The sequence below is a fragment of the Roseateles toxinivorans genome (genome assembly GCF_004362525.1).
Lineage (GTDB): Bacteria > Pseudomonadota > Gammaproteobacteria > Burkholderiales > Burkholderiaceae_C > Paucibacter > Paucibacter toxinivorans.
Window position 1 is genome coordinate 758,423 of sequence record NZ_SNXS01000002.1, and the last position, 22,910, is coordinate 781,332.

Genomic DNA, 22,910 nt, shown 5'->3' on the forward strand with positions numbered 1-22,910 from the left:
AGCGTGACTTTGTGCCCGCTCAGGCCGCGGCGGCTTCCTGGTAGCCACGCGGAATCGCGCCCAGCAGCCGGCGGGTGTACTCCTGCTTCGGGTGGGCCAGGATCTCCTGCGCGCTGGCCTGCTCGACCACTTCGCCGTCCTTCATCACCAGCACCTCGTCGGCCATGAAGCGCACTACGGCCAGGTCGTGGCTGATGAAGATATAGGCCAGACCCAGCTCGTCCTGCAGGTCCTTCAGCAGGTTCAGCACCTGGGCCTGCACCGACACGTCCAGCGCCGACACCGCCTCGTCCAGCACCAGCACCTCGGGGTCCAAGGTCAGGCAGCGCGCGATGGCCACGCGCTGGCGCTGGCCGCCGGAGAACTCGTGCGGATACTTGTGCATCGCCGAGGCATCGAGCCCGACCTTGACCAGCAGCGCGCGGGCGCGCTGCTCGCGCTCGGCGTCATTTGCGCCGATGTTGTGGATCTGCATCGGCTCGATCAGGGTCTGGCCGACGGTGAAGCGGGGGTTCAGCGAGGCATAGGGGTTCTGGAACACGATCTGGATGCGCCGGCGCATCGGCAGCCAGTCGGCCTTGCTGAGCTTCATCAGGTCGTGCGAACCGTCGGCGCCGTGGAACACCACCTGCCCCCCGGCCGCGCCGCCATTGGGTTCGTGCAGGCGCAGCAGGGCCAGGCCCATCGTCGTCTTGCCCGAGCCGGACTCGCCGACCACCCCAAGCGTGTGGCCGCGCCGCAGCTGGAAGCTGACACCCCGGCCCTCGCGGCCGACGGCCTTGAATTCCTTGCGGCCGAACACGCCGCTCTTCAGCCAGAAGCTCTTGGTCAGCGCTGTGGCCTCGACCAGCACCGGCGCATTCGCATCCTTGGCCTTGCCCTGCACGGCAGCGGCCGTGGCGCCGCCCTGCTGCACGGCGATGTGGTCGTCGATGACCATCAGCCGCGCGGCCTTGTTGTCCAGGGTCGGGCGGCAGGCCAGCAGCGCGCGGGTGTAGCTGTCCTGCGGGTTGTTGAAGATGTCCCTGACCGCGCCCTGCTCGCGCACGGTGCCGCTGCGCATCACCACCACATGGTCGGCAATCTCGCCCACCACGCCCAGGTCATGGCTGATGAACAGCATGCTCATGCGGTGCTTGTCTTTCAGCTTGGCGAGCAGCTCCATGATCTGGCGCTGTATGGTCACGTCCAGCGCCGTGGTCGGCTCGTCGGCGATCAGCAGCTTGGGCTCGCAGGCCAGGGCCATGGCAATCATCACGCGCTGCTGCTGGCCGCCGGACAGCTCATGCGGATAGGCCTTCAGCCGGCGCTTGGGCTCGGGCAGGCCGACCTCGGCGAACAGGCTCTCGGCCTTGGCCAGCGCCTCGCGGCGGTTCATGCCCAGATGGCGCACCAGGGTCTCGACGATCTGGTCGCCGACGGTGAACACTGGATTCAGCGAGGTCATCGGGTCCTGGAACACGCAGGCGATCTCCTTGCCGCGCAGCGCCTGCAACTCGGCCAGCGAGGTCTTCAGCAGGTCACGACCCTGGAAGTTGATAGCCCCAAGTCGTTCGGCATTGGTCGGCAGCAGGTTCAGTATGGACATGGCGGTGACGCTCTTGCCCGAACCCGACTCGCCGACCAGCGCGACGGTGCCGTTCTCGGGGATGTCGAAGCTCACGCCCACATCACCCCGACCCACCGCCTGTGCATAGGTCTGCACGCCATCGTTCTTGCCCATGCGGAACTGCACGCGCAGGTCTTTGATACTCAACAACATAGTCGTCCCAATCGGTAGTCGTAGCCCGGATGAAATCCGGGATCCCCGGATTGCATCCGGGCTACGGAAAGATCATTCCAATCCACGCAACTTCGGATCCAGCGCATCGCGCAGCGCGTCGGTGAACAGCGAGAAGGCCGTCACGAACACCGCCATGAAGGCGGTCACGGCGACCAGCTGCCACCAGTGGCCCAGGATCAGCTCGGACTGCGCCTCGGCCAGCATCGTGCCCCAGGAGACCTGGTCCACGCCGACGCCCAGGCCCAGATAGGACAGGATCACTTCCGACTTGATGAAGCCCACCACATGCAGCGACAGCTGCACCAGGGCCACATGGGACACATTGGGCAGGATGTGCTTGAACATGCGCGACATCTGGCTGGCGCCGATGGCCTCGGCCGAGCGCACATAGTCACGCACCGAGTGCTTCAGGAACTCGGCTCGAATCAGGCGGTAGATGCCGGTCCAGCCGGCCAGGCCCAGGATCAGCGCCACCGACATCACGCCGCGGCCGAAGATCACCGCGAAGGCGAAGATCAGCAGAATGCCGGGGATGGCGGTGAAGACGTTGTAGATCCACTCCAGCAGATCGCCGATCTTGCCGCCGAAGAAGCCGCTGATGGCACCCAGCACGGTGCCGATCAAGGTCGCCAGCAGGGCGGCGAGCAGGCCCACCAGGATGGAGACCTCGGCACCCTTGACGGCCTTGGCCAGCACGTCGCGGCCCAGACGGTCAGCGCCGAAGGGCAGGGTGTCGGCCTTGACGCTGTCGGACGTCTTGAACTTCGCGGCGCGCTCGGCCCATTCCTTGTAGCGGGGGGCCAGCGGGTCAATGTCGGTCAGGTCGACATTCGGGCCCGTGGGCACGGCAATGGTGCCGGTGGCGTCCTTGGGCGTCGGGCCCATGAAGGTCGGCTGCGCATTGGGCACGGCCACTTCCTTGGTCCAGTCTGCCGCCACCAGACCGGTGCCGGCCAGCAGCATCAAGAGGATGAAGGCGCCGACGATGGCCATGCTGAACATGCCCACCTTGTCGGCGCGCAGGCGGCGCCAGGCGGCGTGCCACACGCCCTCCGAGCGTTGAGAGCCATTGCTCGGCACCGGGGTGTTGGTAGAAAGAACTGCGCTCATTTCAGCACCACCCGCGGGTCAACAAGCTTGTACATCACGTCGGTCAAGAGATTGATCACCATCGTGATCACGGCGATATAGATGGCGAAGGCCTGGATGACCGGATAGTCGCTGCGGTTCACCGCCAGCAGGATCTCGCGGCCCAGGCCCGGGATCGAGAAGAACACCTCGAGCAGGAAGCTGCCTACGAACACGCCGGGCAGGGCCACGGCGACGTTGGTGAGGATGGGGATCATCGCGTTGCGCAGCACATGGCGCAGCAGGATGGTCTTCTCGGTCAGGCCCTTGGCACGGGCGGTGCGCACATAGTCCTGGCCGATCTCGTCCAGGAAGAAGGTGCGGTACAGGCGCGTGTAGGGTGACAGCGCCACGAACACCGCCACCAGCACCGGCAGCGGCGCGTAGGTCGTCAAATTGGTCCAGAAGCTGTCGGTCCAGCCCTGCACCGGGAACCAACCCAGGCGGAAGGCAAATACATACTGGCCGACGATCACATAGACCAGCAGCGAGATTGACACGGCCACGGTGGTCAGAATCATCACCACGCGGTCGCTCAGCGAGCCGCGCACATAGGCCACGCCCAGGGCCAGCGGAATCGCCACCAGCACCTCGAGGATCAGGATCGGCATCATCACCGTCAAGGTCGCCGGCAGGCGGCTGGAGAACAGGCTGGCGACCGACTCATTGGTGGCCCAGCTCTTGCCCCAGTCGAAGGTGACGATCTGCTGGATGAAGATCCACAGCTGCTCCCAGACCGGCTTGTTCAGGCCCAGCTGCTCGCGGATCGACTGGATCTGCTCGGGCGAGGCGTTCAGGCCACCGAGGATTTCGGCAGGATCGCCGCCGAAATATTTGAAGAGAAAGAACACCAGCAGCACGACGCCGAGCAAGGTCGGGATCATTTGCCACAGGCGCCGTATGAGGTATGCCGCCATTGCTGTCGGGTCTCCAAAGGGACGTCGTGGTTTCGACAAGACTGCGAGCCCGGCGGCTTGTGGCATCCGGGCAGGCAAGATTTAAGCAGGCGCGAGTCTAGACCAGTTGCCCGCGGCAGCCACTCACGTTTGCCCGCAATGGCTACGGGTTACACCCTAGATGAGGGACGTTGGGCTCGAAATAATGCCCCTCGGCCATGGCCTAAGGGCTTGCACGGCGTAGGCGGCGGGCCGCGGGGGCACTAGACTCCGCGCCTTGGACGGTCGGCGGCCTCAACTGCCGCGATCGGATGAAAGCGCCCACAAGGCGCGGCCCAGGACAAGGATGAAGAAGTAATGCGAGCTCGTGTCAACAAAGCGCTCAGCGCCCTGATAGTCGGCCTGATGCTGGCCAGCGGCCTGCCGGCAGCGGCCCAAGGCGACGCCGCCCCGGCGACCAAGACCCTGCGCTATGCCTTTCTGATTGCCGAGACCGGTTTCGACCCGGCCCAGATCACAGATCTGTACTCGCGCACCGTGGCCTCGGGCATCTTCGAGGCGCCGCTGCAGTTCGAGTATCTGGCGCGGCCCTTCCGCATGAAGCCGGCCACCGCGGCAGAGATGCCCGAGATCTCTCCCGACTTCAAGACCTTCACCTTCAAGATCAAGCCGGGCATCTATTTCTCGGACGATCCGGCCTTCAAGGGCCGGAAGCGTGAGCTGGTGGCGGCCGACTATATCTACTCGCTGAAGCGCCACTACGACCCGCAGTGGAAGAGCGGCAATCTCTACATCCTGGAGAGCGCCAAGATCCTCGGCCTGTCCGAGCTGCGCAAGGAGCTGATGGCGGCCAAGAAGCCCTTCGACTACGACCGCGAGGTCGAGGGTCTGAAGCTGATCGACCGCTACACCTTCCAGATCAAGCTGGGTGAGCCCACGCCGCGCTTCCTCTACAACTTTGCCGACGGCTCCTTCACCGGCGCCGTGGCGCGCGAGGTGGTCGAGATGTATGGCGACAAGATCATGGCCCACCCGGTGGGCACCGGCGCCTGGCGCCTGGCGGACTGGCGCCGCAGCTCGCGCATCGTGCTCGAGAAGAACCCAAACTACCGCGACGAGTTCTACGACGAGCAGGTGCCCGATGACGCGCCGGCCGCGATCAAGGCCCAGGTCGCCCAGCTCAAGGGCCGCAAGCTGCCGATGCTGGACCGGGTGGAGATCTCCATCATCGAAGAGGCCCAGCCGCGTTGGCTGAGCTTTCTGAACAAGCAGGGCGACATGCTGGATCAGCTGCCCGCCGAGTTCGCCACCATCGCCATACCGAACAACAAGCTGGCGCCGAATCTGGCCAAGCAGGGCATACAGATGGTGCGTTACCCTCGCGCCGATGTGTCGGTGTCCTACTTCGGCATGGAGAACCCGGTGGTTGGCGGCTACACGCCCGACAAGGTGGCGCTGCGCCGCGCGATCTCGCTGGCCATCGACCTGGACAAGGAGATCCGCATCCTGCGCCGCGGCCAGGCCATACCCGGCCAGTCGGTGATCAGCCCCGGCGCCTGGGGCTACGAGTCGGGCTTCAAGTCGGAGATGAGCGACTACGACCTGGAGCGCGCCCGTGCCCTGCTCGACACCTTCGGCTATGTGGACAAGGACGGCGATGGCTGGCGCGACCTGCCCGATGGCTCGCCGCTGCTCTTGACCTATCACACCCAGCCCGATCAGGTCTCGCGCCAGTCCAACGAGCTGTGGCGCAAGAACATGGACGCGATCAAGATCAAGATCGAATTCAAGACCGCCAAATGGCCCGAGAACCTGAAGTCCTCGCGCGCCGGCAAGCTGATGATGTGGGGCGTGGGCTGGAGCGCCGGCGCGCCCGACGGCGACACCTTCCTGGCCCTGGGCTATGGCCCGAACAAGGGGCAGGCCAACCATGCCCGCTTCGACCTGCCGGCCTTCAACGGCCTGTATGAAAAGCAGCGCGCCCTGCCCGATGGCCCCGAACGTCTGCAGGCGATGACCGAGGCGAAGAAGCTGATGGTCGCCTATATGCCCTACAAGGTCCATGCCCACCGCACCTTCACCGACATGGCCCATCCCTGGGTGAAGGGCTATCAGCGCAATATCTTCATGCGCGATTTCTGGCGCTTCGTTGACATCGACACGGCGGCCCAGCCCAAGCAGCAGTAAGAAGAAGACAGGAAGTCGTCCTTGTTCGCCGTCAACTCAATCCGCCTGCGCCAGGCCCTGGCGGCCCTGTTGCTGGCCGCCACCTCGCTGGGTGGCCATGCCGCCGAACCCAAGGTGCTGCGCTATGCCTTCCCTGTGGCCGAGATCGGTTTCGATCCGACCCAGCTGTCCGACATCTACTCGCGCACCGTCACCGCCCACATTTTCGAGGCGCTGTATGCCTATGACCATCTGGCCCGGCCGATCAAGTTCAAGCCGCTGATCGCGGCCGCGCTGCCCGAGATCTCGCCCGACTTCAAGACCTTCGTCGTGCGTCTGCGGCCCGGCATCTACTTCGCCGACGACGCGGCCTTCAAGGGGAAAAGACGCGAGGTGGTGGCGCAGGATTTCGTCTACAGCTTCAAGCGTTTTGCCGATCCGGCCTTGAAGGCGCAGGGCTGGAGCACCTTTGAAGAGGCCGACTTCGTGGGCCTGACGGCGCTGCGCAAGCAGGCCATCGCCGACAAGACGCCGTTCGACTACGAGCGGGAGATCGACGGCATCAAGGCGCTGGACCGCTACACGCTGCAGTTCAAGGTCGTGAATCCGCGCCCGCGCCTGCTGCAGTCCGTACTGGCCGGCAATGACCTGCGCGGCGCCGTCGCGCGCGAGGTGGTTGAGTTCTACGGCGACAAGATCATGGGGCATCCGGTCGGCACCGGCCCGTTCCAGTTGAAGAGCTGGACGCGTTCGTCGCGCATGGTGCTGGAGCGCAACCCGGACTACCGCGAGCGCTTCTACGACGCCGAGCCAGCCGCCAATGACGCGGAGGGGCAGGCCTTGTTGGCCCGCTTCAAGGGGCGCCGCCTGCCCATGGTCGACCGGGTGGAGATTGCCATCGTCGAGGAAGTGCAGCCGCGCTGGTTGTCGTTCCTGAACGATGAGAGCGACTTCGCGGAGCGCGTGCCCAACGAGTTCATCACGCTTGCGATGCCGGGCGGCAGGCTGGCACCGAACCTGGCCAAACGCGGCATGCACAGCGTGCGCACGGTTGGGGCCGAGCAGGTGCTGACGGTCTTCAACCTCGACGATCCGGTCGTCGGCGGCTACTCGGCGGACAAGGTGGCGCTGCGCCGCGCGATCGGCCTGGGCATCGACGTCGAGCGCGAGATCCGGCTGGCGCGCCGCGGTCAGGCGATCCAGGCCCAGTCGCAGATCGTGCCGCACACGACCGGTTACTCCGAGACCTTCAAGTCCGAGATGGGCGACTTCGATACCGCACGCGCCAAGGCCTTGCTGGACATGTTCGGCTATGTCGACAAGGACGGCGACGGCTGGCGCGACCAGCCCTCCGGAGCGCCGATGCTGCTGGTGCGCAACACCCAGCCCGACAACGCGTCGCGCCAGCTCGACGAGTTGTGGCAGAAGAACCTGGCGGCGATAGGCATCAAGATCGAGTTCAAGACCGCCAAGTGGCCCGAGAATCTGAAGAGCGCACGCAGCGGCAAGTTCATGATCTGGGGCGTGGGTTCGTCGGCCGACCGGCCCGACGGCCAAAGCGCGCTGCAGCGTCTGTACGGCCCGTCGACCGGCACTCAGAACCTGGCGCGCTTCAAGCATGCCGAGTTCGATGCGCTGTACGACCGCATGCAGGGCATGCCCGATGGCCCGGAGCGCGATGCGCTGTTCCTGCAAGCCAAGCGCATCGGTGTTGCCTTCATGCCTTACAAGGTGCATCTGCACCGCATCCATACCGATATGTCGCAACGGTGGATGAGCGGTTTCCGCCGCCCGCTGTTCTGGCAGGACTGGTGGCAGTACGTGGACATCGACGCCGACCACCGGCAGTCGCACTGACATCAGCGCCACAACACCCGAGGAAGCCGCATGCGTCGCACGTCGTTGTTGAAACTGGCCGCCGGTGTGGCCTTCGGATTCATTCTTGGCCTGACGCCGTGTGCCCGCGCCGCCGAACTCAAGGTACTGCGCTATGCCTTCCCGATCGCCGAGACCGGTTTCGATCCGGCGCAGATCTCCGATCTGTACTCGGCCACCGTGGTCTCGAACATCTTCGAGTCGCCGCTGACCTACGACTATCTGAGCCGGCCGATACGGCTCAAGCCGCAGACCCTGCAGGCCATGCCGGAGGTCAGCGCCGACTTCAGGACCTTCACACTGCGCGTCAAGCCGGGCATCTACTTCTCCGACGATGCGGCCTTCAAGGGCCAGAAGCGGGAGTTGGTGGCGGCCGACTATGCCTACTCGCTGAAGCGCCACTACGACCCGCGCTGGAAGAGCCCGCGCTATGCGGCGCTGCAGGGCGAGAAGATCAGCGGCATGGACGAGTTGCGCCAGCGTGCCACCAAGTCCAACCAGCCGTTCGAGTACGACACGCCGGTCGCCGGCCTGCAGGTGCTTGACCGTTACACGCTGCGCATCCAGCTCGACCGGCCGAGCCCGCGCTTCGAGCACAACCTGGCGCACAGCGGCATCTCGGGTGCGGTGGCCCGCGAGGTGGTCGAGGCCTATGCCGACACCATCATGGCCCACCCGGTGGGCACAGGCCCCTTCTATCTGGCCAAATGGCGGCGCTCGTCGCAGATGGTGCTGGAGCGCAACCCCAACTTCCGCGAGGTCTATTACGACGAGCAGCCGGCCGCCGGTGACGCCGAGGCCCAGGCGATCGCACTCAAGCTGAAAGGCAAGCGCCTGCCGCTGCTGGACCGAGTCGAGATATCCATCATCGGTGAGTCGCAGCCGCTGTGGCTGGCCTTCCAGGCCGGCGACTTCGACCTTGTTGCCGTGCCCTACGACTATGCCAATCTGGCCGCGCCGGGGGGCAAGCTGGCGCCCAATCTGGCCAAGCGCGGCATGCGCCTGCACAAGGCACTGCGCGCCGATCTGGTGTTCACCATCTTCAATATGGAGGACCCTGTGGTTGGTGGCTACAGCCCCGAGAAGGTGGCGTTGCGCCGAGCCATCTCGCTGGCCTATGACACCGACGAGGAGATACGCCGCCTGCGCAAACAGCTGGCCGTGCCCGCCCAGGGCCTGGCGCCGCCGGAGACCTTCGGCTACGCGGCCGACTTCAAGTCCGAAATGAGCGAGTACAGCCCGGCCAAGGCCAAGGCCCTGCTCGATATGTATGGCTACGTCGACAAGGACGGCGACGGCTGGCGTGACCTGCCCGATGGCTCGCCGCTGGTGCTGCAGCAATACACCCAGCCCGACAGCAGCTCGCGCCAGTTCAGCGAGCAGTGGAAGAAGCATATGGATGCGGTGGGTCTGCGCATCCACTTCAACATCAGCCAGTGGCCCGAGCAGCTCAAGCAGGCGCGCGCCGGCCAGCTGATGATGTGGAATCTGGGCAATACCTCGACCCGGCCTGATGCCGAGGAGTCCCTGGTGATGGCCTATGGCCCGGCCAAGGGCGAGGACAATCTGGTGCGCTTCGCCCTGCCCGACTACGACCGCCTGATCGAGAGGATGCGGGCACTGCCCGACGGCTCCGAGCGTGCCGCCTTGATCAAGGAGGCCAACCGCCTGCTGGTGGCCTATATGCCGATCAAGGCACATGTGCACCGCATCGGGCTGAGCCTGACCCAGCCCTGGCTGACCGGGCTCAAGCCCCATCCCTTCATGAACGGTTTCTGGCGCTTCATCGACGTGCAGGCCCCGGCCGGCCGCGACAAGCCGCAGGGCTGATCGGGCGATGCGGCGCCGCACCCTGCTGGCCCAGGCCGGCGCCCTGAGCTTGGCCCCGAGGCTGACCGCCGCGGCCGCTGAGCCGGGCCTGAAGACCCTGCGCGTGGCCTTCAACACCGGCGAGGTCGGCTTCGATCCGCCGCTGGTGTCTGACCAGGCCTCGGTAGTCATCAACGCACACATCTTCGAGTCGCTGCTGACCTATGACTGCCTGGCCCGGCCGGCCCTGCTGCGACCGTTGACGGCGGCGGCCATGCCCGAAGTTTCGGCCGACTTCAAGCGGCTGGTGTTCACCGTGCGGCCGGGCATCTTCTTTGCCGACGATCCGGCCTTCAAGGGCAGGCCGCGTGAGCTGGTGGCGGCCGACTATGTGTACAGCATCAAGCGCTACTACGACCCCCAGGTGCGCACAGAACATCTGTACCAGTTCGAGAACGCCAAGTTGCTCGGCCTGTCCGAGCTGCGCCGACGCGCGCAGAAGAGCAAGCAGCCCTTTCCGTACGACGAGCCGGTGGCCGGCCTGCGTCTGCTCGACCGCTACCGCTTCGAGGTCAATCTGGCAGAGCCCGACCCGCGCTTCGTTCATGTGTTCGCCGCGCCGGGTTATAGCGGCGCGGTGGCACGTGAGGTGGTCGAGGCCTATGGCGATGAGTTGATGGCCCATCCGGTCGGCACCGGGCCGTTCCGGCTGAAGACATGGCGGCGCGGCTCCAGCGTGGTGCTGGAGCGCAACCCTGGCTTTCGCGAGCAGATCTTCGACAGTCTGGCGCCGCCCGGCGATGCCCAGGCCGAGGCGATGGCCGTCCACCTGCGCGGACGCCGGCTGCCGCTGGTCGATCGCGTCGAGGTCAGCATCATCATCGAGAGTCAGCCGCGCTGGCTGGCCTTTCTGGGCGGCGAACTCGACCAGCTGCTGCTGCCCTCCGAGTTCGCCACGCTGGCCATGCCTGGCGGCAAGCTGGCGCCCTATCTGGCCCAGCGCGGTGTGCAGGCGCGCAGCCAGGTGGGTGCCGAGATCAAGCACAGCTATTTCAACTTCGATGACCCGCAGGTCGGCGGCTACACGCCGGAGAAGGTGGCGCTGCGCCGTGCCATGGCCCTGGCCTACGACGCTCCGACCGAGGCGCAGCGGGTCTACCAGGGCCGGGCGGTGGCCGCGCAGTCGCTGCTGGTGCCGCACACCTATGGCTATGACCCGGTGTTGAAGACCGAGCTGAGCGGCAGCGACCGGGCCCGGGCCAATGCGCTGCTGGACCTCTACGGCTATGCCGACCAGGACGGCGACGGCTACCGCGAGAACCCCGACGGCAGCCCGTTGACGCTGCGTATGGCCGCCACCAGCAGCCAGCGCCAACGCCAGATCAACGAGCTGTGGAAGAAGAGCATGGACTCGGTGGGTCTGCGCATCCAGTTCGAGGATGGCACCTTCGGCGAGCTGATCAAGCGGGCGCTGGCCGGCAAGCTGATGATGTGGGGCTTCACCTGGACGGCCGGCACGCCCGACGGCGACTTCTTCCTGGGCATGGGTTACGGGCCCAATGCCGAGCAGTCCAACGACGCCCGCTTCCGCCTGTCCGCCTTCGACAAGCTCTACGAACGCCAGCGCCGTCTGCCCGACGGCCCCGAGCGTCTGGCCCTGATGCAGCAGGCCAACAAGCTGCTGCTGGCCTATATGCCCTATATCCCGCACCTGCACACGATCAACACCGATCTGTGCCAGCCGCGCGTGCGCGGCTTCATGCGGCACCCGTTTGCGCGGGACTACTGGCGCTACGTGGACCTGGTCTGACGCCTCCGGGCCAGCCCGCCGAGCAAAGCCAATCCGGCAACGGCGAGCAGCGCGCTCGCCGGTTCCGGCACGGCCGCCAGCGGTTCGGCGTAGAGGAAGTCGTCCATCACGACCACATCGTCGTTCGGATTGCCGAGCACACCGTTGGCGACGATGGTGTTCAGGCCCGAGGTGATGCGCACCCGGCTGATGGCGCCGCCGCTGACCGTGGCGCCGAGAAAGCTCAGACCCTGGTTGCCGGCCACCATCGCGTCACGCGAGTAGATCAGCGCATTGTTGGCGTCGAAGAACTCCAGCTTGCTCAGGCCGCCGACCTCGACGTCGACGAAGACCAGGCCGAAGGCCGTGGTGGTGGCCGCCTGCGCGGTACCGGCCACGAAGAAGTTCACATCGGTGACATTGCTGTTGACGGCGGTGAACAGCTTTTGCGCACTGAAGGCCTGGAAGTCGTTGGGGAAGCCGAACAGCACGGGCGCGGCCCCGCCGGCATTGGCGCTGACCAGGAAGCCGGTGCCCGGTGTGCTGAAGACTGCACCGCGCGGCGAGTTGACGTTGAAGAAGTTGGCCGCCAAGGGATTCGGGTCACTGCTGCCTGCGGGCACGCCGTCCCAGTTGATCTCGCGCCGCAGCCCGCCGAACGAGCCGTTGGCCCCGGCGACGGCGCCGCCGCCGACGGCGACGCGGAAGGCGTCGCGCGTGGCCGTGATGGCCGCGGCGTTGGCGCCTGCGGCTTCGAAGGTGGTGATCACCGGCACGGCCGAGGCCGTGGTGCCCAGCAGAGATCCGGCCAGCGCGGTAAGTCCAATCAGTCGCTTCATGTCATCTCCCGGCAAACAAGTGGCAAGTCCAGCGGCGGAGCGTACGACCGCAGTCGCGAAAAGGCCAGTTCGCCGGCCCCCTAGGTTCGCAGGGGGTCGGGGCTGTACGGTGAGAGCACAACCGGCATCTTTCCCGCTTGACCCGCGCGGCGGCGGGGGCGAAGCTGAGCGCATGACGCTGCCCATCCCCCACATCACCCGCTACCAGGACTGGCTGGCCCGCACGCGCGGCCTGCACTTCGATGGCTATGACGCGCTATGGCAGTGGTCCGTCACCGAGCTGGACGCCTTCTGGCTCAGTATCTGGGACTATTTCGAGCTGCAGTCGGCCACGCCCTTCGAGCGGGCCCTGTGCGAAGAGAGGATGCCCGGCGCGCGCTGGTTCGAGGGTGCGAGCCTGAACTACGCGGCCCAGGTGCTGCGCCATGCCGACGCGGCCCATGCGGCCGGCCACCCGGCCATCGTCTGGGCCAACGAGGCGATGCTGGCGCAGGGCCCGTCCTGTGCCTTGGGCGAGCTGAGCTGGCCCGAGCTGCGCCGCCAGGTCGGCACCTTGGCCGCCTCGCTGCGGCGCCTGGGCGTGCAGCGGGGCGACCGCGTCGTCGCCTTCCTGCCCAATATCCCGCAGACCGCGGTGGCCTTTCTGGCCGTGGCCAGCCTGGGTGCGATCTGGTCGGTCTGTTCGCCTGACATGGGGCCGGTGGCGGTGCTGGACCGCTTCAGCCAGATCGAGCCCAAGGCCCTGATCACCGTCGACGGCTATGTCTATGGTGGTCAGGGCTTCGACCGCATGCCGCTGCTGCGGCAGCTGCTGGCGGCCCTGCCCAGCGTGCGCGATGTCGTGCTGCTGCCCTGTCTGGACGCCCAGGCCGAGGCGCAGTTGCTGGCCGGGCCGGCGCGGGCGGCGCACGCCTTTGCCGACCTGGTGGCACCGGGCCTGCCGCAGCTGGCGCCGGAGCCCATGCCCTTCGATCACCCGCTGTGGATCGTCTACTCCAGCGGCACCACCGGCCTGCCCAAGCCCATCGTCCACGGCCACGGCGGCGTGGTGCTGGAGGCGCTGAAGATGGGCAGGCTGCACAACAATGTCGGCGCCAGCGCGCAGGACGGCGACCGCTTCCACTGGTACAGCTCGACCGGCTGGATCATGTGGAACTGCCAGATCGCCGGGCTGCTGAGTGGCACGACGATCTGCCTGTTCGACGGCAACCCGGGCGGTACGCGCGAGCATCCGGACTGGAGCACGCTGTGGCGCTTCGCCGCGCAGGCCGGCGTGACCTTCTTCGGTGCCGGCGCGGCCTTCTATGCCAACTGCCTGAAGGCCGGCGTGCGGCCGCAGCAGGGCACCGATCTGTCGCGGCTGCGTGCCGTCGGCTCGACCGGCTCGCCGCTGGCCGACGAGTGCTATGACTGGATCTGGAGCAGCCTGCCCCAGGTCGAGGGCAGGCCGATCTGGATCAGCTGCATCAGCGGCGGCACCGACTTTGCCGGCGCCTTCCTGGCGGGCGTGCCCACCCTGCCGGTGCACCGCGGCCAGATGCAATGCCGCTGCCTGGGTGCTTCCGTGCAGGCCTTCGGTGAGCCTGATGCGCAGGGCAGGGGCCAGGTCTTGATCAACGAGGTCGGTGAGCTGGTGTGCACCCGGCCGATGCCGTCGATGCCACTGATGTTCTGGAATGATCCCGGCAACGCACGCTACCTGGAGAGCTACTTCGACATGTACCGCGGCGCGCAGGGCGAGGGCATCTGGCGCCATGGCGACTGGCTGAAGATCACACCCGAGGGCGGGGCCATCATCTACGGCCGGTCGGATGCGACCATCAACCGCCATGGCATTCGCATGGGCACGGCCGAGCTGTACCGTGCCGTTGAGGCCCTGCCCGAGGTGCTGGACAGCCTGGTCGTCGATCTGGAGTATCTCGGCCGCGACAGCTATATGCCGCTGTTCGTCGTGCTGCGCGAGGGCCTGGTGCTTGACGAGACACTGACCCGCCGCCTGCGCGAGGCCATCAGGCAGGCGCTGTCGGCCCGCCATGTGCCCAACGAGATCTTCCAGGTGGCGGCGATTCCGCGCACCCTGTCGGGCAAGAAGATGGAGCTGCCGGTGAAGAAGCTGCTGCAGGGCGCCAGCGCCGACGCGGTGCTCAAGCGCGACGCGATGGCCAACGCCGAATGCGTGGACTGGTTCGTGGCGTTTGCGGCGCAGCGCGCCGGGCTTTGACCCTGATCAAACCCGGGCCACGGGCCGCCCGCCCGTTCAGCTTCGGTTCACCTCTGCTGCGCATGCTGGGCGCCCACCCTGCACCGCCATCGGAGGCCCTATGCCCAGACTCACCCCACTCGCATCGCTGACGGCGATGTCCCTGCTGCTGCCGCTGATGGCCCAGGCCTCGGTGTTCGGCACCTTGGGCAACTTCGACGTCGTCAATGACACCGGGCACACGGCCCACGGCTTCGAGATCGAGCTCGAGGGCCTGCATCTGTCCGACATCACCGACACCTTCGGCGGCGCCGGCCGCGGCTTCCCGACCACCGTGGAGCGCTACGGCTCACCCGAGGTCAGCGAGTACAGCCTCGGTGGCGTGTCCGGCGTGCACGTCACCTACAGGGCCACGTTCGCCGGCGGCGTGTGGAATGTGGGCACGCCCAGCGGCGTGTTCAACACGCCCGGCGAGAGTTGCTGGACCGGCGGCGGCATCGGTTACGGGCCCGACACGCCCTGCGACCATTTCGGTGTCGGCACCGTGGGCAATGCCAGCAAGGTCGGCTACAGCTGGCTGGTCGAGGCCGCGCCCGGCTCGGGCCTGCTGACGCCGGTGGCCGCCGCGCTGCCGGCGCCGCTGTGGGTGGTCACGCCCTCGCCGCTGCCGGCCCAGCCGCCGATCGTGGTGGCGCGCATACAGGCGCCCAAGGTCGAACCCGGCGAGCCGCAGTTCGGCCTGCCGATCTGGGTCAAGGTCTACACCACCGAGACCGAGGGCCCGGTGGGCCTCGAAGAGCTGGTCGGCAATGGCGAGAAGATCGAGATCGCCAAGAGCCATACCGAGATCGAGTGGCAGCTGCTGCAGACCGACCCCGGCAACCCCGACTCGGGCGTGCTGGAGAACGGCGGCCTGGCGCCCATCGGCGAGCATGCCGAGGCGGTGGTGCGGCGCTACGAGTTCTTCCACTACACCGGTGCGCTCAAGGCCGAGGACAACGAGGCCCTGCCGATCTTCGGCGACTCCCATCCCGACCCCAGCGAGATCGGCGACTATATGGGCGCGCAGAACGCGGCCATCAATCTCAATGGCAATATCCCCGCCGTGCCGGAGCCGGCCACGGGCCTGCTGCTGGCGCTGGGCCTGGGCAGCCTGGGACTGCTGCGGCGGCGCGGACAGGCCGAGCGCCCTTGACGCCGATGAAGCAGCCCTGCCGCCGCGGTGCGATGATCGCGGCATGCAGATCCTGCTGCTTGAGGACGATATCGATCTGGGCCAGGCGGTGGTCGAGCACCTGGAGGCGGCCGGCCATGGCGTGCACTGGTGCAAGCTGCTGGCCCAGGCGCCTGGCGCCGCCAGTCCGCCCGATCTGGCCCTGCTCGACCTGAACCTGCCCGATGGCGACGGCCTGGACCTGCTGCGCGCCTGGCGCAGCGCCGGCCTGAGCCTGCCGGTGCTGGTGCTGACCGCGCGGGACCAGATATCCGACCGGGTGCGCGGCCTGCGTGCCGGCGCCGACGACTATCTGGTCAAGCCCTTTGATCTGGACGAGATGCTGGCCCGCGTCGAGGCTCTGTGGCGCCGTGGCCGCCCCTTGCCGCTGCTGCAGCTGGGCGATCTGACCCTGGACCTGGGCCAGCATGTGGCCCGACGCGAGGGCCTGCCGGTGGAGTTGACCGCGATGGAGTGGGCCCTGCTGGCCGTGCTGGCCGCCCCGCCCGGACGCATCTGTCCGCGCGGTCAGCTGGACGAGGCGCTGGCGCCGCACCAGCTGGCCCAGTCCGGCGGCAGCTCCCTCGAAGTGATGATCAGCCGCCTGCGCAAGAAGCTGGGCGCGCGGCGCATCAGCACCCACCGTGGGCTGGGGTATCGCTTTGAGCGCTGACAGTCCCGGTGCCTGGCGTCTGGAACGCCGCCTGCGCGGCCGTCTGGCGGCCCTGCTGCTCGCGGCCTGGACCCTGGGCACCGGCCTGGCGCTGTTCAGCGTGCAGGAGGAAACCGACGAGGTACTGGACAGCGCCCTGATCGAAACGGCACAAGTCCTGCTCAGCTTGCCCGATGCCGCCTTCGACAGCGGCCCCGACGGGCGGGTGCCGGCCGGTTTCGGCCCTCACCGCGAGTACCTGGTCTACCAGGTGTTCGACGGCCAGGGCCGTATGCGCCTGCGTTCGCATCAGGCGCCGCTGCAGCCCTTGGCGCCGCTGCCGGCCACGGGTTTGAGCGAGCAGGGCGTCTGGCGGGTAGCGGCGCTGCAGGTCGGTCCGCGCCGTGTGCTGGTGGCCGAGCCGCTGGCGCACCGCCGTGAGGTCATCTGGGAGACCTGTCTGTGGCTGCTGCTGCCCTTGCTGCTGGTGTTGCCGCTGGGCGCGGTGGCCCTGCACCGGGTGCTGCGCAGTGTGTTCGGGGCCCTGCGTCCGGCCCGGCAGGCGCTGGAGCGGCGTGAGGAGCTGCCCCTGCGGGGAATGCCCGAGGAGTTGCTGCCGCTGCTTGGCGCCGTCAACGAGATGCGCCGGCGCCTGCAGGAGCAGGTCGAGACGGAACGCGCTTTCGCCGCGCAGATGGCGCATGAGCTGCGCACGCCGCTGGCCGCGGCGCGGGCCCATGCCCAGCGCCTGCTGGGCGAAACCGACGCCCGGCAGGCGCGTCAGCGTGCGCAGGTGCTGCTGCGCCAGATCGACCGCGTCACCGCGCTGGCCAGCCGGCTGCTGCAGATGGCGCGGGTCGACGCCGGTCTGGCGCTGCGCCGCGAGGCCGTCGATCTGCGGCTGCTGGCTCGAATGGTGCTCGACGAGTTTGCCGCCGACCAGCAGGCCGCGCGCTTGCGCCTGCACGCCGGCGAGCAGGACTGCGTGGTGCAGGCCGATCTCGATGCGCTGGGCATCGCCCTGCGCAATCTGGTCGACAACGCGCTGCACCATGGCGGGCCTGCGGCCCATGTCGATGTGTTCGTCGAGCCGACGGGGCTGCGGGTCTGCGACGACGGGCCAGGCATGGACGCGCAGTCGCTGCAACAGCTGAATGCGGGGCTGGCGCCGGCCCGGGGGCGCTCCGGGCTGGGCCTGCCCCTGGTGCGCAAGATTGCCCAGCAGTCCGGCGCCCGGTTGAGCCTGCGTTCGCCGCTGCAGCAGGGCGCGGGCTTCGAGGCGGCGCTGCGCTTCGACCCCTAGCCAGACGTCCTTGACCTGACTCAATACGCGACCTAGTGTGAACTTTCGAGGTTTGTCATCGTTCAATTCCCAGTTGCCGGAGGGCGGCATGAAGGCATTCACTTTCACAGAGGGTCTGCGTCTGGCCACCGCCGCGGCCGCACTGTTCACTTTGCAGGCCGGCGCCATGGCTGAAAATGGTTATGTGACCACCAAGGAAGCCAAGCTGGACACGATCTTCTGGCAGGCCGGCTTTGCCGCCGCCGACTGAACCAAGCCTACTGGCCTGGCCGGCAATCTGGCCGGCCATGAGCTGGGTCACCACCTCAGCCTTCCCCACCTTGCGCCGGACGACGCGACCTATCTGATGAACGACACCCGCTCGACCAGATCCAAGCTGAAGGCCGGCCAGATCACCGCCAGCCTCGCCGGTGCCGTGGTACGGAGCGACGGCGCGGGCAAGTTCATCACCATCCAGCCGTTTGCGGTGCTGGGCGCCGCGCCCGTTCCAGAGCCAGCCGAATAGGCCCTGCTGCTGCGGGTGCCGGCCGGGCTGACGCAGCAGGCCGGTGGCATTGATTCAAGTGCCGGCTGGCTGCTCGGCGATGCGCTGCGGATCGACTATGACCTGGGCATCCATGCCGCCCCCTGATTCCGCGCGAAGGCACCAGCGACCGAGAAGAGCGCGCCGTGGTCGTCGATGGCCGACCGGCGCGCCCGGTCAGCCGGCGGGTCGAGCGGCCGGTGCCCGCCCGCCACTTCATCGGTCTGCACCTGCCCCAGGTCGGAGACTCGGTGATGGGCCCGATCCGGTTGACGCTGCTGGCCCAGACGCCGGACCCCGCCCGGCTGGCCGAGGCCCAGGCCATGCTGCTGAGCCTGCGGCTGGCACCGCGGCATTGATATCCCGCTGCAGCTGCCGATCTCCTACGGGGCGCCTCGACCCGCCCCGGGCTCCTCTATCGGGCTTGCCATGCTGCGCAGGAAGGCAGCCATCTGGCGTGCCTCCTCGTCCGACAGGCGGATCGGCTGGCGATTGGCCACGGACGCGCCGTCGCGTGCGAGCTCGGTCCGCCCGGTCGCGGCGGCCGGCGAGCGCCGGCATCGGCCGCGAGTTTGGCCAGCATAGGGATCGGCCCGAACACCATCTCGTAGTCCGCCCGGTGGTGGGCCTGCAGCTGCTGCACCAGGCGCGCTCGGTTGCTGCCGTGCTCCAGACCGTCCTCCAGGGGCCCGAGCGCCGGTGACCAGAGGCTGTCCTTGCGGCCATCCCAGAAGAACCAGGGGCCGTGGGCGGTGGCCGGCGCGGGCATGGTCCGGCGCAGGACACCTTGCCGTCACGAGACAGGCGTGTATAGACGACCAGCTGTCGATGCGGGAGGTGACGCCATCCTGGCTCCAGCCGAAACCGAGGAGGGCGGGCAGCATCATGGCCAGGGCCAGCATTGCCAACCGGGCCGCCTGTGTCACTCGTTGCTTGATGCCTTCTCCTGCGCACGACGAAGCATGGTGATGACTCCTGTGACGGATGGATAGCGCGATAAAAGTGCGCATCACCGTGCGGCCGCCAGCGGCGGCTGCTGCGTCGAATCACCAGCCAGGCGGAGCCCGGCCATGGAAGAAATGCGATACGCGAGTCGATCAGCCGGCAGCGTCGATCAGGTGCTGCAGATCCGGAGGGATGGGCATTGGCTTGAGCGCGCTGACGTTGGCGCCGCCGGTATTGCCCCGCGGGACCGCGCCCCAAACCGTCTTGGTGGCGGCGCCGAGAATCCGCAGCAGCTGACCAAAGGCCTCCCGTCCAACGCCTTGACGAACCGCCCAGCCGAGCATCGCCATGTGCACGCGGACGTGCTCGCGGGTGCTCGCCTGGCCGAGCACGTGGGCGCGCTCGAGCCGGCCAAAGGCCGACGCGAACTCGCCGCGAGACTCGAGGGTACGAGCCGCATCGAGTTCGACTTGGACGAAGGGGCGGATGCGCTGTGAGAAGGTATTCATCGGAGGGTCCCTATGCAGTGCTTGCTGAGCGTGATTCTTCGCAAAACCCGGCTGGGCGGCTTGAACAAAGGGGCTGACCTTGCATATGGCTGCTGCCGCAACTCAGGTGCTGGTGCCGACCTGCTCGCGATAGCTGCCGGGCGTTGACCCGACTTGCCGCATGAAGGCACGATGCAGTGCGTCGGAGCTGCCGAAGCCAGCGCGCTGGGCCACTCTCGCCAGGGGCCAGGCGGCCGACTCCAGATAGGCCTTGGCGCGCTCCACACGCACGGCTTCGACAAACCGGGCCGGGGTGCAGCCGGTGGCCTTTCTGAAGCTGCGCGAGAAGGTTCGCTCAGACATGCCGACCCGGTCGGCCAGGACGGGGCCGCGCAGGTCGGCCGCCGGCTGGTCAACGATCTCGGACAGCAGCGTCAACAGGCGGGGGGCCGCGTTCGCCTGGGCCTGCAGTCCGACGCTGATTTGCGACTGGCCGCCAGGCCTTCGCATGAACAGCACCAGGTCTTTTGCGACGGCCGATGCGACGTTGCGGCCCCGGTCCTGCTCGACGAACTGAAGACACAAGTCGGTCGCCGCCGTCATGCCTGCACAGGTATAGAACGGCGGCTCCGCGATGAATATCGGGTCCGCATCGACCGTGATGGCGGGATGCCCCGTCTGAAGCAAGGGGCACAGACTCCAGTGCGAGGTCGCTCGTCTGCCGCCCAGCAACCCCGCATCGGCCAGAAGCCGGACACCGGAATTGAGGCCGGCGACGCGCCGCGACGCAGCGGCTCGTCGCTTCAACCAGGAGGCCACCCTCGTGGGCGAGGCGTCGATGCGCATCGCATCCGGGCTGCCACCCGCAATGATGAGGGTGTCGATCTCATCCGGCAGCGCTTCCATGGGCAAGGTGCTGGCCAGACGCAGGCCTGAGCGGGTCGAGATCTCGCCTCCGGCTGGCGTGACCAGGGTGAGCCTGTAGGGTCTGAGATCTGCGGTCGCGCGTGTGTTGGCCGCCGCGAAGATATCCATGGCGCCGGCCACATCCAGCGCTTGAACGCCGTCCATGGCCATGATGGCGACTTCCAGGAAGTTCTTTTGCATGGCAGTGCCCCTACTCAGGAATGACGCCAGCCTTGCGCGCGACCTCTGCCCAGTGCGCCACCTCGCTGCGCATGAAGCTGCGCAGCTCGGTGGGGCTCGAACCCTTGAGTTCGATGTTCAGCGCGTTGAGACGCTCCCGCGTGCCCGGATGGGCCAGTGCAGCCAGCACCTCCTTGTTGAGCCTCTGCACGATCTCGACCGGCGTGGTGGCGGGGGCCACCACGGCCCACCACTGATTGAACTGCATGCCCGGAATGCCAACTTCGGATGCGGTGGGAACGTCGGGCATGCCGGCAAAGCGGGACGAGCCCGTCACCACCAATGCCGACAGCTTGCCGGCGCTCAGCAGCGAGGCCCCGCTGGCCAGCGTCGAGAAATGGCCGACCACCAGGCCTGCCGCCACGTCGGTGAGGGCGGGTGCCGAGCCCCGGTACGGGATGGCGTCGATCTTGATGCGCGACGCCGCCGCGAACAACTCGCCGGACAGGTGACTGATGGAACCGTTGCCGCTGTGCGCGATCGGCCAGGGCTTCTTGCTGGCGCGTCCGTCGGCGATGAAGCCCTTGATGTCGCCGGTCTTGTACTGCGATGAGTTGACGAACAGCATCAGTGGCGAGGTGCCGATCATCGAGACAGGCGTGAAGTCGCGCAGCAGGTCATAGGGCACCTTGAGCAGCACCGCCGGCGCGATGGCGTGCGGCAACTCGATGATGTTGATGGTGTAGCCATCGGGCGGCGCCTTGGCGGCCGCCTCGGTGCCGATGCGGCCGGAGGCGCCGGAGCGGTTGTCCACCACCACCGTGGTGCCCATGGTCTCGCCCATGCGCTGGGCGATGGCCCTGGCCACGGCATCGGTGCTGCCGCCCGCCGCCCAAGGAACGATGAGGTGGATGGGCTTGTCAGGATAGGCGGCGTGCGCGCTTGCGCTCAGCAGGGCGGCGGCAAGAACAAGGGATTGGAGCGGTCGGGTCAGCATGGATTTCCCCATTGAACGGTAAAGAAGTGGATTCAACAAGCGACGTCGAATGTGTCGCGGTCGCCCTTGGCGGTGAGCAGCAGCAGGGCATGTTCCGAGGGCAAGATCTGTCCCCGGTCGCAGAGGCTGCGCAACGCCGCAAGGCAGGCTCCGGCGCACAGCTCGACCCACAATCCCTGGCCGGCCAACTGAACGGCGCCTCGGGTGGCCTCCGCGTCGCTGGTGGCGACGGCCCCGCCCCCAGACATCTCGACTGCCAGCTTTTGCTGCAGCGTGACCGTGCTGCCGGCAATCGAGAACTGCGCGGTCTGCCCCTCGAACTCCGCTTGAAGCGAGGCGCCGGCCAGCACCCGGCTGAGGCGCGGGAAGGGTTCGATGGCCCAAAGCCGCGGCATGTGCGGGATCAGGCCGGCGGCGAGCAGGTCGCGCAGGCCGCTGTACAGACCCCAGAGCAGATCGCCCCGCGAGGTCGGCACCAGGATGTGATCGGGCAGGCAGCCATCGGCCGCCAGCTCCAGCGCCACCGCGCGGTAGCCTTCCACGCCGAACACGGGGCTGCCGACGGCCGGGACGCAGTAGTTGGTGAGCGCAAAAGCGCCTTCACGCTCCACCTGCTGGCGCACATAGCTCCAGCGGTCCAGGCTGCGCTTGAAGGTGACGCGCTTGGTTCCAAAGCGATGCAGGGCACGGGCATAGGGCTCCGGCATATGGCCGTAGGTGGCGACCTCGCAACGCAGGCCGGCGACCGCGCAATAGGCAGCGGCCGAGACCGCGGCGTTGCCGCTGGAGGCCAGCACGATGGTCCGGGCGCCGATATCCAGCGCCCGGCTGATGCCCTGAGCGGACATGCGGTCCTTGTGCGAGCCGGTGGGGTTCATGCCCTCATGCTTGGCCGTCAGCTGCCGGATGCCGACCTCGGCCGCCAGCCTGGGCAGGTCCAGGCAGGGGGTGTTCCCCTCGTTCAGGGTCAGGCCGTGGGTGTAGGGCAGCCAGGCGCCAAACTTATAGCCTGAGCTGGCGGATAGGAGTGATGTCGGCAGTTCGCGAAACGTCGCCTCGACACTGGCCGGCGTGCCGATGTCCGCGCAGCGCGGGCAACCTGTCGGCATCTCCTGGACCGGGTACGCCTCGCCGCAACCTATGCAGCGCAGGCCGTGCATCGATGCATTGAGCCGTATCAGAGGCCGTGGGAGCGGGTTCGTCCCGGCCGTGGAAGAA

20 protein-coding genes are annotated in these 22,910 nt (G+C 67.4%); 11 read left to right on the forward strand and 9 right to left on the reverse strand.

The annotated features are described in order from the left end of the window. Positions 1–19: 19 nt before the first annotated feature. The 3 genes from DES47_RS09255 to DES47_RS09265 form a co-directional block, all read right to left on the reverse strand. Entirely contained in the window at positions 20–1,762 is a 1,743-nt protein-coding gene (locus DES47_RS09255; RefSeq protein WP_133700379.1) for an ABC transporter ATP-binding protein, read from the reverse strand. A 72-nt stretch (positions 1,763–1,834) separates the two neighbouring features. Next, entirely contained in the window at positions 1,835–2,893 is a 1,059-nt protein-coding gene (locus DES47_RS09260) for an ABC transporter permease (RefSeq protein WP_133700380.1), read from the reverse strand. Beyond that, positions 2,890–3,828 (reverse strand): ABC transporter permease, encoded by a 939-nt coding sequence (locus DES47_RS09265; protein WP_133700381.1) that lies wholly within the window; start codon positions 3,826–3,828, stop codon positions 2,890–2,892. The genes DES47_RS09260 and DES47_RS09265 overlap by 4 nt, the downstream gene beginning before the upstream one ends. A gap of 336 nt (positions 3,829–4,164) precedes the next feature. On the opposite strand from DES47_RS09265, the gene DES47_RS09270 reads away from it, so the two are divergent. The 4 genes from DES47_RS09270 to DES47_RS09285 are packed head-to-tail and all read left to right on the forward strand — an operon-like array spanning position 4,165 to position 11,467. Beyond that, positions 4,165–5,994 carry an ABC transporter substrate-binding protein gene (locus DES47_RS09270; protein ID WP_133700382.1) on the forward strand — a complete coding sequence of 610 codons (1,830 nt, stop codon included), beginning with the start codon at positions 4,165–4,167 and terminating at the stop codon, positions 5,992–5,994. 21 nt (positions 5,995–6,015) lie between these two features. Then, complete coding sequence (locus DES47_RS09275; RefSeq protein WP_243748232.1) at positions 6,016–7,830, forward strand: ABC transporter substrate-binding protein; 1,815 nt, start codon at positions 6,016–6,018, stop codon at positions 7,828–7,830. Between the two features lie 30 nt (positions 7,831–7,860). Next, complete coding sequence (locus tag DES47_RS09280) at positions 7,861–9,678, forward strand: ABC transporter substrate-binding protein (protein ID WP_133700383.1); 1,818 nt, start codon at positions 7,861–7,863, stop codon at positions 9,676–9,678. Positions 9,679–9,685: 7 nt separating this feature from the next. Beyond that, positions 9,686–11,467 carry an ABC transporter substrate-binding protein gene (locus tag DES47_RS09285; protein ID WP_133700384.1) on the forward strand — a complete coding sequence of 594 codons (1,782 nt, stop codon included), beginning with the start codon at positions 9,686–9,688 and terminating at the stop codon, positions 11,465–11,467. Here DES47_RS09285 and DES47_RS09290 read toward each other — a convergent pair. Continuing rightward, entirely contained in the window at positions 11,449–12,285 is an 837-nt protein-coding gene (locus DES47_RS09290) for a PEP-CTERM sorting domain-containing protein (protein WP_133700385.1), read from the reverse strand. The genes DES47_RS09285 and DES47_RS09290 overlap by 19 nt on opposite strands. A gap of 172 nt (positions 12,286–12,457) precedes the next feature. Here DES47_RS09290 and DES47_RS09295 point away from each other — a divergent pair, with 172 nt between their 5' ends. From DES47_RS09295 to DES47_RS09315, 7 genes are all read left to right on the forward strand, one after another. Next, positions 12,458–14,506, forward strand: coding sequence for an acetoacetate--CoA ligase (locus DES47_RS09295; protein ID WP_133700386.1), 2,049 nt, complete (start codon positions 12,458–12,460; stop codon positions 14,504–14,506). A gap of 100 nt (positions 14,507–14,606) precedes the next feature. Next, complete coding sequence (locus DES47_RS09300; protein ID WP_133700387.1) at positions 14,607–15,680, forward strand: PEP-CTERM sorting domain-containing protein; 1,074 nt, start codon at positions 14,607–14,609, stop codon at positions 15,678–15,680. 43 nt (positions 15,681–15,723) lie between these two features. Further along, complete coding sequence (locus tag DES47_RS09305; RefSeq protein ID WP_133700388.1) at positions 15,724–16,371, forward strand: response regulator transcription factor; 648 nt, start codon at positions 15,724–15,726, stop codon at positions 16,369–16,371. Next, a complete protein-coding gene (locus DES47_RS09310) occupies positions 16,361–17,653 on the forward strand; it encodes a sensor histidine kinase (RefSeq protein ID WP_166651924.1) in 1,293 nt (430 codons plus the stop codon). Before DES47_RS09305 ends, DES47_RS09310 begins: the two co-directional genes overlap by 11 nt. Before the next feature lie 88 nt (positions 17,654–17,741). Then, positions 17,742–17,903: a hypothetical protein gene (locus tag DES47_RS28680; RefSeq protein ID WP_166651925.1), complete on the forward strand. Its 162-nt coding sequence runs from the start codon at positions 17,742–17,744 to the stop codon at positions 17,901–17,903. 96 nt (positions 17,904–17,999) lie between these two features. Next, entirely contained in the window at positions 18,000–18,158 is a 159-nt protein-coding gene (locus DES47_RS28685; RefSeq protein ID WP_166651926.1) for a hypothetical protein, read from the forward strand. 164 nt (positions 18,159–18,322) lie between these two features. Continuing rightward, a complete protein-coding gene (locus tag DES47_RS09315; RefSeq protein WP_133700390.1) occupies positions 18,323–18,535 on the forward strand; it encodes a hypothetical protein in 213 nt (70 codons plus the stop codon). Positions 18,536–18,591: 56 nt separating this feature from the next. Here the strand turns inward: DES47_RS09315 and DES47_RS09320 are convergent, their stop codons facing one another. The 5 genes from DES47_RS09320 to DES47_RS09340 all read right to left on the reverse strand — a co-directional run bounded on the left by DES47_RS09320 (position 18,592) and on the right by DES47_RS09340 (position 22,801). Continuing rightward, positions 18,592–18,945 carry a cytochrome c peroxidase gene (locus DES47_RS09320; protein ID WP_133700391.1) on the reverse strand — a complete coding sequence of 118 codons (354 nt, stop codon included), beginning with the start codon at positions 18,943–18,945 and terminating at the stop codon, positions 18,592–18,594. Positions 18,946–19,273: 328 nt separating this feature from the next. Continuing rightward, on the reverse strand, positions 19,274–19,630 hold the full coding sequence (locus tag DES47_RS09325) for a DUF3703 domain-containing protein (protein ID WP_133700392.1): 357 nt from the start codon (positions 19,628–19,630) through the stop codon (positions 19,274–19,276). 102 nt (positions 19,631–19,732) lie between these two features. Beyond that, positions 19,733–20,716: a GlxA family transcriptional regulator gene (locus DES47_RS09330; protein WP_133700393.1), complete on the reverse strand. Its 984-nt coding sequence runs from the start codon at positions 20,714–20,716 to the stop codon at positions 19,733–19,735. A gap of 10 nt (positions 20,717–20,726) precedes the next feature. Continuing rightward, positions 20,727–21,692 carry a tripartite tricarboxylate transporter substrate binding protein gene (locus DES47_RS09335; protein WP_133700394.1) on the reverse strand — a complete coding sequence of 322 codons (966 nt, stop codon included), beginning with the start codon at positions 21,690–21,692 and terminating at the stop codon, positions 20,727–20,729. Between the two features lie 32 nt (positions 21,693–21,724). Further along, positions 21,725–22,801 (reverse strand): pyridoxal-phosphate dependent enzyme, encoded by a 1,077-nt coding sequence (locus DES47_RS09340; RefSeq protein WP_243748233.1) that lies wholly within the window; start codon positions 22,799–22,801, stop codon positions 21,725–21,727. Positions 22,802–22,910: the final 109 nt, after the last annotated feature.

Bases quoted from the DNA above. Each gene is read 5' to 3' on its own strand.
- DES47_RS09255 (WP_133700379.1), bottom strand. From the start codon at position 1,762: ATGTTGTTGAGTATCAAAGACCTGCGCGTGCAGTTCCGCATGGGCAAG.
- DES47_RS09260 (WP_133700380.1), bottom strand. From the start codon at position 2,893: ATGAGCGCAGTTCTTTCTACCAACACCCCGGTGCCGAGCAATGGCTCT.
- DES47_RS09265 (WP_133700381.1), bottom strand. From the start codon at position 3,828: ATGGCGGCATACCTCATACGGCGCCTGTGGCAAATGATCCCGACCTTG.
- DES47_RS09270 (WP_133700382.1), top strand. From the start codon at position 4,165: ATGCGAGCTCGTGTCAACAAAGCGCTCAGCGCCCTGATAGTCGGCCTG.
- DES47_RS09280 (WP_133700383.1), top strand. From the start codon at position 7,861: ATGCGTCGCACGTCGTTGTTGAAACTGGCCGCCGGTGTGGCCTTCGGA.
- DES47_RS09285 (WP_133700384.1), top strand. From the start codon at position 9,686: ATGCGGCGCCGCACCCTGCTGGCCCAGGCCGGCGCCCTGAGCTTGGCC.
- DES47_RS09290 (WP_133700385.1), bottom strand. From the start codon at position 12,285: ATGAAGCGACTGATTGGACTTACCGCGCTGGCCGGATCTCTGCTGGGC.
- DES47_RS09295 (WP_133700386.1), top strand. From the start codon at position 12,458: ATGACGCTGCCCATCCCCCACATCACCCGCTACCAGGACTGGCTGGCC.
- DES47_RS09300 (WP_133700387.1), top strand. From the start codon at position 14,607: ATGCCCAGACTCACCCCACTCGCATCGCTGACGGCGATGTCCCTGCTG.
- DES47_RS09305 (WP_133700388.1), top strand. From the start codon at position 15,724: ATGCAGATCCTGCTGCTTGAGGACGATATCGATCTGGGCCAGGCGGTG.
- DES47_RS28680 (WP_166651925.1), top strand. From the start codon at position 17,742: ATGAAGGCATTCACTTTCACAGAGGGTCTGCGTCTGGCCACCGCCGCG.
- DES47_RS28685 (WP_166651926.1), top strand. From the start codon at position 18,000: ATGAACGACACCCGCTCGACCAGATCCAAGCTGAAGGCCGGCCAGATC.
- DES47_RS09320 (WP_133700391.1), bottom strand. From the start codon at position 18,945: ATGCCCGCGCCGGCCACCGCCCACGGCCCCTGGTTCTTCTGGGATGGC.
- DES47_RS09325 (WP_133700392.1), bottom strand. From the start codon at position 19,630: ATGAATACCTTCTCACAGCGCATCCGCCCCTTCGTCCAAGTCGAACTC.
- DES47_RS09330 (WP_133700393.1), bottom strand. From the start codon at position 20,716: ATGCAAAAGAACTTCCTGGAAGTCGCCATCATGGCCATGGACGGCGTT.
- DES47_RS09335 (WP_133700394.1), bottom strand. From the start codon at position 21,692: ATGCTGACCCGACCGCTCCAATCCCTTGTTCTTGCCGCCGCCCTGCTG.
- DES47_RS09340 (WP_243748233.1), bottom strand. From the start codon at position 22,801: ATGCCGACAGGTTGCCCGCGCTGCGCGGACATCGGCACGCCGGCCAGT.